At 43.7% G+C, this 13981-nt stretch carries 11 protein-coding genes; 8 read left to right on the top strand and 3 right to left on the bottom strand.

Annotated elements, in window-relative coordinates:
* Nucleotides 1-179: 179 nt before the first annotated feature.
* Nucleotides 180-3911, top strand: coding sequence for a SusC/RagA family TonB-linked outer membrane protein (locus CLV51_RS11800; RefSeq protein WP_106528230.1), 3732 nt, complete (start codon nucleotides 180-182; stop codon nucleotides 3909-3911).
* A 45-nt stretch (nucleotides 3912-3956) separates the two neighbouring features.
* Complete coding sequence (locus CLV51_RS11805) at nucleotides 3957-5567, top strand: SusD/RagB family nutrient-binding outer membrane lipoprotein (RefSeq protein ID WP_106528231.1); 1611 nt, start codon at nucleotides 3957-3959, stop codon at nucleotides 5565-5567.
* A gap of 57 nt (nucleotides 5568-5624) precedes the next feature.
* Here the strand turns inward: CLV51_RS11805 and CLV51_RS11810 are convergent, their stop codons facing one another.
* Entirely contained in the window at nucleotides 5625-6191 is a 567-nt protein-coding gene (locus tag CLV51_RS11810) for an SMI1/KNR4 family protein (protein WP_106528232.1), read from the bottom strand.
* Complete coding sequence (locus CLV51_RS11815) at nucleotides 6178-7395, bottom strand: tetratricopeptide repeat protein (RefSeq protein ID WP_106528233.1); 1218 nt, start codon at nucleotides 7393-7395, stop codon at nucleotides 6178-6180. The genes CLV51_RS11810 and CLV51_RS11815 overlap by 14 nt, the downstream gene beginning before the upstream one ends.
* Nucleotides 7396-7512: 117 nt before the next feature.
* Between CLV51_RS11815 and CLV51_RS11820 the strand changes: the two genes are divergently transcribed.
* Nucleotides 7513-7740, top strand: coding sequence for a hypothetical protein (locus CLV51_RS11820; protein WP_106528234.1), 228 nt, complete (start codon nucleotides 7513-7515; stop codon nucleotides 7738-7740).
* Entirely contained in the window at nucleotides 7727-8116 is a 390-nt protein-coding gene (locus CLV51_RS11825) for a type II toxin-antitoxin system VapC family toxin (protein WP_106528235.1), read from the top strand. Before CLV51_RS11820 ends, CLV51_RS11825 begins: the two co-directional genes overlap by 14 nt.
* 53 nt (nucleotides 8117-8169) lie before the next feature.
* On the opposite strand, the gene CLV51_RS11830 is transcribed toward CLV51_RS11825, so the two are convergent.
* Entirely contained in the window at nucleotides 8170-9147 is a 978-nt protein-coding gene (locus tag CLV51_RS11830) for a sugar phosphate isomerase/epimerase family protein (protein ID WP_106528236.1), read from the bottom strand.
* Nucleotides 9148-9663: 516 nt separating this feature from the next.
* Between CLV51_RS11830 and lepB the strand changes: the two genes are divergently transcribed.
* The 4 genes from lepB (at nucleotide 9664) to CLV51_RS11855 (ending at nucleotide 13901) form a co-directional block, all read left to right on the top strand.
* Nucleotides 9664-10845, top strand: a complete 1182-nt coding sequence (lepB, locus tag CLV51_RS11840) for a signal peptidase I (protein WP_106528238.1) — start codon at nucleotides 9664-9666, stop codon at nucleotides 10843-10845.
* Nucleotides 10846-11040: 195 nt separating this feature from the next.
* Nucleotides 11041-11946 (top strand): YheT family hydrolase, encoded by a 906-nt coding sequence (locus tag CLV51_RS11845; protein ID WP_211301986.1) that lies wholly within the window; start codon nucleotides 11041-11043, stop codon nucleotides 11944-11946.
* Between the two features lie 95 nt (nucleotides 11947-12041).
* Nucleotides 12042-12638 carry an RNA polymerase sigma factor gene (locus tag CLV51_RS11850; RefSeq protein ID WP_106528240.1) on the top strand — a complete coding sequence of 199 codons (597 nt, stop codon included), beginning with the start codon at nucleotides 12042-12044 and terminating at the stop codon, nucleotides 12636-12638.
* 87 nt (nucleotides 12639-12725) lie between these two features.
* A complete protein-coding gene (locus CLV51_RS11855; protein ID WP_106528241.1) occupies nucleotides 12726-13901 on the top strand; it encodes a FecR family protein in 1176 nt (391 codons plus the stop codon).
* Nucleotides 13902-13981 lie beyond the last annotated feature (80 nt).

The raw sequence follows: 13981 nt of genomic DNA on the forward strand, positions 1-13981 counted from the left end.
TATCACTTGTAATTCCACAAAAACAGTATCTATGTTTACTTGATATTATCAACCAAAAAAAGTGGCGATGCACTAACACCGCCACCCTGTAATTTTTCCTGTAAAGTCTGGACAACTGCTGCAGGAAATGAATTGTCGAACTAACGTTTTTATTAATCACAACAAAACACTTTGAAGTTATGCACAAATTTGCAAACTCCAACCGGACTGTCATATTTTTTATGAGGGTTGCTCTGCTACAAATATGTCTGCTGTTTTGCCTGCTAACGTGCTCATTCGCAAAGGATGCGCATGCACAGGAGGTATTGAGCAAGAAGGTGTCACTGAACCTGCCGCCCAGTGACCTGCGTAATATATTGAAAACGATTACAGAAAAAACAGCGGTGAATTTTACCTACAGTAACAGTACGCTGCCGGCAAAGCAACGTATTGCCCTGACTGCCCATGATGAACAGTTAGGCGATGTATTACATCGTTTGCTTAGTCCGCTGCATATTGCTTTTGAGGTAATCAATGAGCAGATTGTATTGAAAAAAGACAAAAGCAATGACGCATCCATGAATATTGAAGGGATGAACGTGTTGTTTCAGAAAGTTAATGGTATCGTGAAATCAACCGATGGTAGTGTATTACCCGGCGTTAACGTAATGGTAGCCGGTACCACCCGCGGTACTGTGACCGATATAAACGGTCATTTTGAACTGGACGCCAAAGAAGGAGATGTACTGATCTTTTCTTCTATTGGTTTTACGCAACAGCGTGTAACCGTTGGCGTTAATTCCGCACTCAATATTGTAATGGCCACCAGCGCTACTTCGCTGGATGCCGTAGCGGTAACGGCACTTGGTATAAAAAGAAGTGTAAGAACACTGGGCTATTCGCAGGAAGAAGTGAAGGGTGGTGAAGTAGCCCGCTCCAACGCACCTAATATCATCAATGCTTTAGGCGGTAAAATGGCAGGTGTAAATATCACTAATCCTAATGGCGTGGATGGCGGTAGTACCCGTATTGTTATTGGTGGTAATAATGCCATACAGGGAGATAACCAGCCATTGATTATTGTGGATGGTATGCCGATGGCGAATGACCTGGCTACGCCTTATGACGTACGTAATTCGCCTACAGGTAGTGCGATGTACGGTGGCAGCAGCAAAGGAGATGCGGCTAATACCAGCGCTCCCAAAGATTTTGGCAACCCTATTAATATGATCAATCCTGAAGATATAGAAACGATTAGTGTGCTGAAAGGCCCTACTGCCGCAGCTTTGTATGGTGGTAAAGGTGCAAATGGCGTTATCCTGATCACTACTAAAAAAGGATCCAGACGCGCAGGCCTGGGTGTAGATTATACCTACGGATATAAAATTATTCAGCCTACCCGTTTCCTGCAACTGCAGAATGAATACGGTGCCGGCGGAATGGTGTCACTGGATGCGCCACAATATTTAGTGGGAGCTGACGGTAAACCTAAGTTGACAGACGGGGGAGATGGCATGTTTCAGGATCCAAAGACAGGTTCCGGTCCTTATGGCATTGCGCTGAACAACCAGGTTGGCTGGCCCGGTTCAGGTCTTTCCTGGGGCCATAAAATGGATGGTACCTTGCTTAATTGGTGGGATGGTACACAAAAGGCAGATCTGCCGCAACCTAATAATATTAAACTGCTGTATCGCAATGGTATACAGTCATCTCATAATGTATCCCTCTCCGGCGGTAACGAATGGGGATCTATCCGCGCTTCGTTTTCCCGGCTGGATAACTCGGCAGTACTGCCTAACAGCGACTATTACCGCAACACATTTAACCTGGGTGCTAATATGAAGCTGACGAAAAGAGTGAATGTGCAGATCACTTCTTCTTATATCGTTAATCAGTATCATAATCCTCCGCAGCTGGGTAATGACGATAATAATTCCTGGCAGAAAAACCTGATCTATAATGATTCCCGTAATTACCAGGGAGAAGATATTGGCGTGTATAAAAATCCCGATGGCAGCAAGAATACCTTGACCGGCTTTCCATGGGTAGGCAATTCCGTAGTATGGAATATGATGGAGAATAACACCATTCAAAACCGCCGCAAATTACTCAGTGGTGTGCAGCTGAATTACGAAGCGACTGATTTCCTGGATTTCATTTTCCGTGGTGGTTTGGATAATAATACAAATGAACTCACTACTAAAAATACACCTACGGATGTACTCGGACTGAAAGGATACTATGGTCATGGTACAGAACGTGATAACGCTTCCAACCTGGATTTCCTGGGAACTTTGCACAAGGATAAAATGTTTAATAATACGATCAGTGCAAAATTCTCTGTAGGTGGAACGATCTACCAGCGTGATATGTATGGGATGTTCAACTACAATGATAACTGGGCCATTCCATATGTGTACTCATTGAATGATGGTACTTTCCTGGATAATCCTCATCCGGTAGTAGAAAGTCAGTTGCGTAAGAAAATGAACTCTGTTTATAGTTTTCTGAATTTATCTTATAAAGATTTTCTGTACCTGGATGTTACTGGTCGCAACGACTGGTCATCTGCTTTGCCTAAAGGACAGTGGTCTTATTTCTTCCCATCATTTGCCGGCAGCTTTGTGTTTTCCGACCTGCTGCATATTGATCCGGCGGTGCTGAGCTTTGGTAAGATCAGGGCTGCCTGGGCACAGGCAGCAGTAGATCCTGCACCTTACCAGGTAAACTATAATTATACTGCTTCTACTTTTGCAGGGCAGGCAGCTATTCAGATGCCTAATTCATTGCCGGCATTTGCTTTTAAGCCAGCTATCAATACCACTGCTGATTTTGGTGTGGTACTGGGTTTCCTTAATAATCGTATTAACCTGGATGCACGTTACTACAAAGGAAAATCCAGGAACCAGATACTCCGTTCTCCGCTGCCACTCAGCTCCGGTGTGGATAACGTAGTGGTGAACACCGGTGTACTGGAAAACTCCGGCATAGAATTGATTTTACGTGCTAAAGTAATAGACCAGTCCAGCTTTAAATGGGATGTAGCCCTGAACCTGGCACATAGCAATAACAGGTTATTGTCATTATCTGATGGTACAGACCACGTGAATATGGGCAGTGCCTGGGGCGACGATGGTTCTCACGGACCAGTAGTTTCTGCCAGAGTAGGTGATCAGTTTGGTACTATTTACGGATATGATTATGTGTACGATCCTAAAACGCGTCTGCCATTAATGGTGCAGGATCCGTTTGGCAAACCTGAAATGAATGGTACGTTGTATAAGGCCACAGACGGGCTGGTACCACTTGGTAATGCTACGCCTAAAGTAACCGGTGGCATCACCAATACCTTTATGTTCAAAGGTGGTATTTCTGTGAGCACATTGGTAGATTGCAAAATAGGCGGCGACATATGGTCTGGTACCTATGCTACTATTATGCAGCAGGGCCAGGCGCGTGAAACGCTGAAAGAAAGAGATGGTGGTGGATTACCCTATACTACACCGGATGGCACCAAAACCAACTGGGGCGTAGTATTGCCAGGTGTATTCCCTGATGGAAAAGTAAATGATAATGTAGTGCATTATTACTATAAATACATGCCTTATGGTGTATGGAGCAGTACAGATCTGGGTGGTGGTGTGAAAGGTAGTGACTGGATCAACAAAAGCGCTGTGCTGGAAAATACCTGGGTAAAGATGAGAGAGATTTCTATCAACTATCAGTTACCTGCCAGTGTGATCAGGAAAACAAAAGTATTCCAGTCAGCCTCTGTTTCTTTGGTTGGAAGAGACCTGTTCTACTTCTATACTTCTTTACCTGATCATATTAACCCGGAAGGTGTGAATGGTGCGGGCAATGCGCAGGGACTTGAATTTATGTCGCTGCCAAGTTTCCGCTCTTTAGGTTTCCAGGTAAGGGTTTCATTTTAAGGAAACCGGTTAAATGCATACGCTCATTTTTTAAAATGTGTTAACATGAATTATTCAAAGAAATTATTGCTCTATATATCCGGTGTTACTTTGGTGTTAGGTGCCTGTACAAAGGATTTTCAGGAAATTAACACTACGCCGGGATTGCCTGTGAAGGCGGATATCCCACCGTTGGTAAATGGTGTGATCAAAACGCTGTTCCTGAAAGGACAGGAGCAGGCTGCTATCCATAATGAGTATTATTATCCGGTTACGCAGCTGGGTGCTGTAAGCACTTTGTCTTCGGGCTATCTTGTACAGAATGGTGCACTGGATGTATGGACGGATTATTATAGCTCGCTGCAGGACCTGAACCTGATCCAGGATAAGATTAATGCCTATAGCGGAGATAAAACAGAAATGAACAATGTGCAGGCGGTGGCTTATATCCTGCGTGCTTATAAAACGCTGCGCATGACGGATCAGTTTGGGGATATACCTTATTTTCAGGCAGCGCGTTCTTACACAGGTAACACTTCTTTATATCGTCCTAAGTACGACTCACAGAAAAGTATATACGATTCTGTATTAACACAGTTAGTGTGGGCATCTAAAAATATTAATACCGCCGCATCGCCCACTACAGCAGCTGGTAAGCCTTATGCTACTATTGGCTCATCAGAAACCTTCTTCAATAATAATATGTTGAAGTGGCAGAAATTCGGCAACTCTTTGTTGTTGCGTCATGCCATGCAGATAGTAGAAAAGGACCCGGCTACGGCAACGCCTATACTGCAATATGCATTAAGTGGTATACCCCTGATTGAAGAAGGAGAAGATGTAGGTATGTGGCCGGCCAACCTGAATAATTATGTGCTGAATGATAGTCGTTTCTGGTCTTTTACCTCTCACAAAGCGATGCGTATGAGTAATACCTGCTGGAATCAGATGGCCGATGGTACTGCTCCTGCACAGATATTTGATCCGCGCGTATATATCTTCTTTGAAACCAACCAGGCAGGTAACTGGGCGCCATATGTGTTAGGCAGTGGTGTAACAGATATTTCCAATCCTTACCAGGATAAAAGAGATGCAGATATTACATTAAAAGATAACACACCGTTTTCTGCTTTTAATTATTACCTGGTGCGTGATATTCATTATCAACCGGAATTATTTATGACTGCCGCAGAAGTACATTTCCTCAAAGCGGAAGCGTTTGCGCGTGGCTTAGGGTTGGTGAAGGATATGGGACAGGCAGCAGTAGAATATAAGGCAGGCATTACTTCTTCTGTTAATTTCTGGTATATGATTGCACATACTACCAATGTACAGAATGATAACTGGGCAGCAGTAGCGCCGGCTAATCCTACTCCGGCACAGATGGATGCGTTATTTAACAATGCTAAAGTAGCTTTCACTGGTACCGATGATCAGCTGTTGAATAAAATATATGCACAGGAGTGGTTGTCTTTTTTCCGCGAACCATGGCTCGCCTATAATTTGTGGAGAAGGACCGGTCGTACGCCCCGCATTGGTAATCCTGATAAATATGCCAACTTTAACCGTTTGCAGTATCCGTTGAGAGAGTCTATTGATAATATGGATAATTATAAGACACAGTCGGATTTAATGGGTGGTAATTCAACTACCGTAAAAGTGTGGTGGATGAAATAACAGCGCGGATAAAAGTGATTATAAAAGAGCATTCCGGTTATCTCCGGGATGCTTTTTTTATAGCTGATATTTTTTACCGGCATGTAGTATTTCGAAATCTTTTATTTGTTGCTGTAGCACTCTTTTTTGGAGGATATATGTTTTCAGGTCCACGCCATTTGATTTGTCTGCATCCAGTTGTTGGAGCGCCCGCATCATGCTGTAATAAGCTGTTCTCAGCTGGTATGTTTCGGAGGCATGAAATGTTATTACATCAGGACTTTCGCGGATAATGCCCAGTGGAAAACCTTCCTGTACCCAGGTGTCGAAACCGGTGCTTAATACTTCCATACTACCGGTATCCAATGCGCCATAGCCGGTAATGTATACTGTGTTATCTGTACCATTGCAATGCAGGCAGATGGCTTGTCCGCCGCTGTCATCACCAATAGAGATGTATTGAGGCAGATAATGCTGTACCTGGTAATCATTATTTCTTTGTATAAGATGGTTCATGCCATATAAATGCACGAGATCTGTCACCAGCCCTCCTTCCTGCTGTAGTGCCAGCAGGTAAGCGGCGTAAGCACCCGGCAGTGTGATGCCGAGTGCCTGTTCAATATGTTGGATATTATTGTGCGTCATTTTTTAAGTGTGCGAGCCATTGTTGTGCAAATTCATTGTCTGGTTCCAGCGTTAGCAGGTGCTCAAAAGAAGCGATGGAAGCAGGTATCTGTTCCATATGGTAAAAAAGGATCGCGCGGTTCAGGTGTATATAGGGATTTTCAGGCGCAATGGCGAGGGCTTCGTCATAGCAGGCCATGGCCTTTTCAAATTCCTGTTGCAGCAGGAGCAGGGAGCCTTTGTTCATCAGCAACCCGGTTTCATTAGGGGATAGTGCCAGTCCTTTATCTGCATATTCTATTCCCATTTTGAGCTGCATGTCTACGCTTTGTTGGGTAGCTTCATTGTGTCCGTGATCTTCCATGTATGTGATAGATGCATTGGCTTCCTGCAGGATCTGTACTACCTGTTGTTCGTACCAGGCAGCGCTTTTTTCCACCTTTTCGGTAAAGGGAATGGCCTCCAGATCTATTTCGGTTTCCGGTTCGGCAGTGGGCTTCATTTTATCTGCCGCAGGTGCGTACCACCAGGCGCAGAATTTTCCGAGCTCACCACCTACGGGCAGTTCATCTGCCGGTGGGAGCCCTTCCTCATTAATAGCTTCATTGGCTACTACCAGGTCCTGTATGGCTTCCAGCGCTTTGTAGTTGATGGTGGCACCTTCCTGTTCTTCCTGCATCACCATGTAGGGGATGAGTTGGTACCAAAGGCCCAGCAGGTCTTTATCTTTTTGTTGTCCGGCTTCTTCTGCTATTTCATGTGCCATGGAAAAGAGATCGATCTCTTCGGGCGCTGTTGCATCTTTGCCCTGCAGGGTGCCATTGGCCACCATTCCGGCCCACAATGCGGAACCGGCATCGCAGTACAAAATATATGTTTGGGTAGGAAAGTCAAAGTTAGCATAACCTGCCACAGGGTTGCTTTCCTGGTCCCATTCTTCTTCAGGTTTTACGCAGATGAAGCTAAATTTCTGGCTGGCGGCCAGCGTATCAAAATAAGACTGGTGTGCCTTGTACGCCGGATGTGCGGTTATAGGGGAAGCATATACGAAATGATGTTTGATCAGCAGGTCCATTACCCGGAAGTGGGTAAAGCCGGTATCAAACTGTTGTTGTAATTTGTACAGATTATAAAAGAGGCTCCTTCTATCCAGCAGATCATCCTGGCTTTTGTCCAGGCAATAAACGGATAATTCCACCAGTGATTCTATTTCATGCATCGCCATAAGTAACTACGCTTTAGTGTGAGGTGCGAAGTTAAGATGTGAGGAGGGAATTTGAGCAATTCTTGTTTTGGGGAGTGAAATTTTAAATGTAAATTCGTAAGACAAAATTATGGTGATATGTATGGTGAGGCAAAGAAATTGCATTTAATAGAAGAAATACTGAAAATCGAAAGTGATGCAGTATTAGAAGAAGTTGAAACTGTTATTGCAAAGAACAAAACTGAGCCTGCTCGCCGCAGAGATTTCAATGATTTCGCTGTTATGATGTCTGCTGAAGAGGCGGCTGCATTTGAAAAAATAATTGAAGATGGTTGCGAACAAATAAACCCCAATGACTGGAAGTAAGTGTTTGCTGGATACCAGCATAATTATACATGCGTTTAAGAATGATAGTATTATTGTTGCCCAACTAAATAGCATTGAAGACATAATTGTTCCAGTGACGGTAATTGGGGAGCTTTATTATGGAGCATACAAATCTGATAACCCTGTTAAGCATATTTCGCAAGTACAAGCATTTCTCCTGAACTGTAAGATGGTTTCATGTGACCCAACTACAGCCTGCATATATGGTAGTGTTAAATCTAATCTAATCCGGAAAGGAAAGCCCATACCTGAAAATGATATTTGGATAGCTGCTTTTGCCATTCAGTATAACCTACCTTTATTTACTACAGATAAGCACTTTGAAGAAATTGATAATTTGAATTTTTTCAAATAAAATACCCCGTTTCAGATATATCCAAAACGGGGCGTTTCGTCATAATTTTCTCTTTACTTCAGCAACACATTCTTCACATATCCATAACTCTTCTTTACGCTTTCAAACGGATCAATAGTAATTTTATCCTGTTCAACAAACAGGTGCTTTACGCCTGCGAGTTTTGCTTTTGCAAATATTTTGCGGAAGTCGATGCTGCCGGTGCCCACTTCAGCAAAGGTTGCGCTGGAGAGCAGCTGCATGGAGGTTTTGTCTTCCGTACCTGCTGCAGTGAGACTGGCAGTATTGTTTTTATCCATGTCTTTCACGTGCCATGACACAAATCTGCCGGGCGCTTCTTCAAACAGGCTTACCGGATCGTAGCCGGATTTTACTGCCCAGAAGAGGTCCAGTTCAAAAGATACAAGGGAGGGATCTGTTTCTTTCAGCAGGATATCGTAGCCGGTACCGTTGGTGTCAGCGAGTTTTTTAAACTCCCAGTAGTGGTTATGGTAGCCGATATGCAGATTTGATTTTTTGCATTGCTCACCGGCTTTATTCAGCTGTGCAGCCATGTATTTATAATCATCTGCAGTGAGTTTTTTATCCCAGAGGGAGAGCGGTAATACCGGTACAATAAAGTATTGTTGTCCCAGTTCAGCTGCCAGTTCAATTTGTGGTTTCAGTGCATCTGCGTTACCGTTACCCTGTGTTAAATAGTCATTGAGCTGATAGTGCCCGCTGGGGGTGGTAAGGTGGTGTTGTTTCAGTAAGGCTTTGAGGGCTTTGGGTTTCAGTCCCCAGAATTCGCCTTTGTCTCCCGCACCCTGGTAACCGTAGAAGGTTTCCACTTCGTTGTAGCCAATGCCGGCTACTTTAGCAATGGTGCCTTTTACGTCTTTGTCCAGCTGATCACGGAGTGTGTACAGTTGTAATCCTATCTTTTTCGGCAGGGCATTGTTTTTTGATTGGGCAAATATGCTGCCCGGCAGCATCATACCGGCTGTGAGTAGTCCGGCATGTTGAAGGAAGGAACGTCTCGAATTTTGCATGTTGTAATAGTGTTTATAACGTGGACAAATTTGCGGAACTACGCAAGCAGTTCGGTCTGGCAAATTAATAAAACGCTTTTATCTATAATAAATTTTGTTAAAAAGATTAATAAAGGAGAGAAATCAGTAATATTACCGCTGATTATTAAACCGCTCCTATGAAATTCCTTTTTGGAACCTTATGTTTGTTGGCATTCCTTATGTCTGCATGCAGTAAAAAAAATTGCAATACCCCTCCTTCGTTGGCCCAAAGTAATATTACTTTATCTGACAAAGAAGCTATATTTCAGCCCAATAAATGGGGACTGTTAAAAAATAAAAAAATAACGGAAACGAATATACGTAGTATGCTCCCCGCAGTGCAATATTGACTGCCTGAAATTAGCTACAGTGCTATGTTATAGCAGTCACCTGCTGCATATATATAGCAGCCTTTTTCGTTTATAAAAATTTTGCAAAGATGTGATTTTATTTAGCTAAATTGTTTGTTACTTGCTTATCCTAAACCGCATCGAAATGGAATTTATATTCAGCAAAAAGAAGGATGGAGAAGTGGTACACCGGAAGAAATCCAAATTAAGAGAATGGTCAGAAGCTGTACTTTTTGCTGTGATTGCCGCCACCCTCATCCGCACTTTTATCTTTGAAGCGTTTGTTATACCAAGTTCTTCGATGGAGAAAACCCTGCTGGTAAACGACTTCATTTTTGTTAGTAAGATAAGTTATGGCCCGCGTATACCTATGACGCCGGTGGCGTGGCCTTTTATGCATCATACCATTCCTTTTGTTAAAATAAATGCCTATTCCACTATTGTGCAATTGCCCTACAAAAGGCTTCCCGGTTTTAGTAGCGTGAGTAGAAATGATGTGGTAGTATTCAATTACCCTTGTGGTGATACCGTGTTGAAAACCTCCGATGGAGAAGATGTGGATTACTACACCAATATACGGTCACTGGGATACAGCGATACAAAAAAAACATTTCCCACACGCATCATCCGGCCGGTAGATAAAAGGGAGAACTGGATCAAGCGATGCATAGGCATCAGCGGTGATTCATTACAGATTATTGATGGCGTTATTTATATCAATGGAGCAAAAGGATTAGCACCGCGTCATTTCATGGCTCGGTATGAGGTGATTATGCCGGATCTTCATCAGTTGAGCGAACCACGCATGGATGAGCTGAACATAGATCACTCAGTGAGGATCACCATGGATTCTACAGCGTTTATTTATAATCTTGATGCGGACAACCTGGATACGTTAAGACAACTTGGCGCGCACATAAAACGTAAAATAGCAGAAGGTACAGATATCCGTGTATTCCCGTTTGATACCATTCATCATAAATGGAATGAAGACAATCTTGGCCCGATATATATTCCCAAAAAAGGAGATACTGTGCAGCTGGATAGCCTCACACTGCCATTTTATCAGCGGCTTATTGATACCTATGAACACAATACCCTAAAAGTAGCAGGTAATAAGATCTATATCAATAACAAGGAAACAACTACCTACACTTTTAAGCTGAATTATTACTGGATGATGGGTGATAACCGCAATGAATCCATGGACTCCCGCTTCTGGGGCTATGTTCCGGAGGATCACATAGTGGGTAAAGCAGCGTTCATCTGGCTGAGTTATCATAAAAATAAGATCCGCTGGAACCGGTTGTTTAGCGCCATCAAATGAACCTGATAGAAGTGAGTAATTATTTGTAGGGAAACTTTTTGTACGGAAGATTAAAGATCTGTTCTATACCAGGTGCAGGCAGCGTCATAAGGTGCGAGGATACCATATCCGAATAAAGTATTTACTTTTGCTCCTGACATGCCGGTATTACATAATTCAGATTATCAAGCACCTTTTTTATTGCAGAATCGTCATATGCTGACGATTTACCCTTCCCTGTTCCGTTCTATTAAACCGGTAGCTTATCGCAGAATGCGCATTGCCACGCCGGATGCGGATTTCCTGGACCTTGATTTCAGTGAAACAGGGAGTGAAAGCATTGTAGTTATTTTGCATGGACTGGAAGGTAATTCCACCCGGAAGTATATACTTGGTATGGTGCATGTTTTTAATGGTGCCGGTTTTGATACGGTATCCATGAACTTCCGTGGCTGCAGCGGAGAGCCTAATAAAAATCTTTGTTTCTACCACAGCGGGGAAACGGGTGATCTGGATACTGTTGTTAATTATCTTATCTCTCTGAAAAAGTATAAAGCCATCCACCTTGTAGGTTTTTCCCTTGGAGGAAATGTTACGCTTAAATATGTAGGTGAGCGGGGTGCCAGGCTGGATGGGGTTATTAAGTCGGCGGTAGCTATATCCGTGCCTTGTGATCTGAAGAATAGCTCTGCAGAGCTGGAGAAAAGGCATAATATTATTTATATGCAGCGGTTTATCCGCGACCTGGGGCATAAGCTGTTACTCAAGAAAGGGCAGTTTCCGGCGGATGTAAGCCTTGAAAATTACGATCAGATAAAGAGCTTCCGGCAGTTCGATGATCGTTATACGGCGCCCATGCATGGCTTTAAAGATGCCCTGGAATATTGGGAACAGTGCAGTTCAAAAAAGTATCTTCATCAGATTCATATTCCCACCTTATTAATCAATGCCAAGGACGATCCATTCCTGGGAAAGGGCTGTTTTCCTTATGAAGTAGCAGACAGCAGTAAACATTTTTACCTGGAAACACCGCAGAGTGGCGGACATGTAGGTTTTGTAAGATTTGGAGAAGATTTTTACTGGTCTGAGAAAAGGGCCCTGCGTTTTATTTGCGAAGCCTGATTTTGCGGGTTATTATGCTGCTATTGTGTTATTTGTATATTTGCTGCTTTTATTTAATTTACATCCGAACAGTGGCTGTATTTTAAAATTGTTTAATGAGTATGGAGCGAATGCCATCTGAAGAGGAAGTGTTGTTTCGGATGATAGGGGGAGATGAATTGGCCTTTTCCAGTATCTATCGGCACTACCACCCCTCACTCTATATCTATTTATTACGCTTTTGCAAAGTGCCTTCTCTGGCGGAGGACCTTGTGCATGATGTATTTTTGAAGATCTGGGAAATCCGGGAACGTATTAATCCTCAACTTTCTTTCAGCGGTTATTTATACCGCATTGCCAGGAACCATGTATTTAAGACCATTGCCAAACTGGCTACTGATGAGCAAATGCGTGAGCAATTGTTTTTGCAGCTGGCGCAAAATGGCGTCGAACAGCCGGAACAGGTGGCACGTTCAAAAGAATACGACCGTCTTTTTCAGGAAGCCCTTTCCCATATGACCAGTCAGCGGTTAAATGTATTCCGCCTTTGCCGGCAGGAAGGCAAAAGTTATGATGAAGCCGCCGCCATATTAGGTATCTCACGTAATGCCGTAAAAAAACATATGGTGCTCAGCATGCGGTTTATACAGGATTATGTATACCGTCATGGCGATATCCTGGTGGCTGCCTACCTCGCTGCCACATTTATTTAAAAAAATATTTTCTCAGAGGGGTACCCTCTTTCTCCATTTTCGGATATTATATCGTGGAGCCCACTTTTTAAAGAGTTCCGGATAACAATGGATCAACCGGCAGATTACCACGAAGAACTATTACAAAAATACCTCGACGGCAAATGTAGTCCGGAGGAGGTAACCGTATTATATACCTGGTTATGTTCATCCGATTCGCATCGTCCGCTGCTGGCAGCCATGCGGCAGGATTTTGAGCGTATCATGGGGCAGCAGCACGAGGTGCCGGAATCATTGAGCAACCGTATTGAAACAAGATTATTGCAGGAAATCAGCAGGGAGAAGGTAGTAGCATTACCCGGTACCCGTCGCTGGAAATGGGCTGTAGCCGCTTCTGTGGCGGCTATACTGGCAACTGCGGCTACTATTTTTTATACTTACCATTCATCTTCTCCGCGCACACTGGCAGCTACTAAAGCTGCAGATGTAGCGCCCGGCAGCAACAAGGCCGTGCTCACCCTGGCTGATGGATCAGCAGTGACACTGGATAGTGCCGGCAACCAGGTGATACAACAAGGCAAAACAAAAGTGCAACAAAACAACGGACAGCTGCAATATGCTGCTGCCGGTCAGGAAGCACCTGTTGGATATAATATCCTCACAGTACCCCGTGGTGGTCAGTTTACGGTGGTGTTACCGGATGGTACCCAGGTATGGCTGAATTCCGCTTCCAGCTTACGGTATCCTACTGCTTTTACAGGTAACAACCGTACCGTGGAAATGCAGGGTCAGGGCTACTTTGAGGTGAAACCCAATGTGAAGCAACCGTTCCTGGTGAAAGTGAGTAATGTGGAAGTACAGGTGCTGGGAACCAATTTCGACATCATGGCGTATCCGGATGAAAATGAAGTCAGGACCACCCTGGTGCAGGGGGCTGTAAAAGTGAAAAAAGGTACTGCCGAGAAATACCTGAAGCCGGGGCAACAGGTTGCTATTGATAATAGCACTGGTAATTTATCTGTACGCGATGCGGATGTACAGGAAGTTATCGCCTGGAAAACCGGCTTTTTTGAATTTGAAAATGCCAACATCACCACTATCATGCGTCAGCTGGGCAGGTGGTATGATATAGAAATAGATAATGCGGGTACACCCGGTAATCAGCTTTTTGGCGGAAGGATCAACAGGAATCTGCCTTTGTCCGAGATGCTGAATATGCTGGAAGCCAATGGTGCAAAGTTTAAACTGGAAGGACGAAAATTAACTGTCATAGGAACAAAGTAAAACACGTTTTATGTTGCCGCTTCCACGGGCGGTAATCCACGTATCATGTATAAACTGATAAATTTTTAAACAAGATGGTA

This window comes from Chitinophaga niastensis, assembly GCF_003014755.1.
Lineage (GTDB): Bacteria > Bacteroidota > Bacteroidia > Chitinophagales > Chitinophagaceae > Chitinophaga > Chitinophaga niastensis.

Coding starts and splice junctions, on each gene's coding strand:
- CLV51_RS11800 (WP_106528230.1), top strand. CDS start 180: ATGCACAAATTTGCAAACTCCAACCGGACTGTCATATTTTTTATGAGG.
- CLV51_RS11815 (WP_106528233.1), bottom strand. CDS start 7,395: ATGGCGATGCATGAAATAGAATCACTGGTGGAATTATCCGTTTATTGC.
- CLV51_RS11855 (WP_106528241.1), top strand. CDS start 12,726: ATGGATCAACCGGCAGATTACCACGAAGAACTATTACAAAAATACCTC.
- CLV51_RS11820 (WP_106528234.1), top strand. CDS start 7,513: ATGTATGGTGAGGCAAAGAAATTGCATTTAATAGAAGAAATACTGAAA.
- CLV51_RS11805 (WP_106528231.1), top strand. CDS start 3,957: ATGAATTATTCAAAGAAATTATTGCTCTATATATCCGGTGTTACTTTG.
- CLV51_RS11810 (WP_106528232.1), bottom strand. CDS start 6,191: ATGACGCACAATAATATCCAACATATTGAACAGGCACTCGGCATCACA.
- lepB (WP_106528238.1), top strand. CDS start 9,664: ATGGAATTTATATTCAGCAAAAAGAAGGATGGAGAAGTGGTACACCGG.
- CLV51_RS11850 (WP_106528240.1), top strand. CDS start 12,042: ATGAGTATGGAGCGAATGCCATCTGAAGAGGAAGTGTTGTTTCGGATG.
- CLV51_RS11845 (WP_211301986.1), top strand. CDS start 11,041: ATGCTGACGATTTACCCTTCCCTGTTCCGTTCTATTAAACCGGTAGCT.
- CLV51_RS11825 (WP_106528235.1), top strand. CDS start 7,727: ATGACTGGAAGTAAGTGTTTGCTGGATACCAGCATAATTATACATGCG.
- CLV51_RS11830 (WP_106528236.1), bottom strand. CDS start 9,147: ATGCAAAATTCGAGACGTTCCTTCCTTCAACATGCCGGACTACTCACA.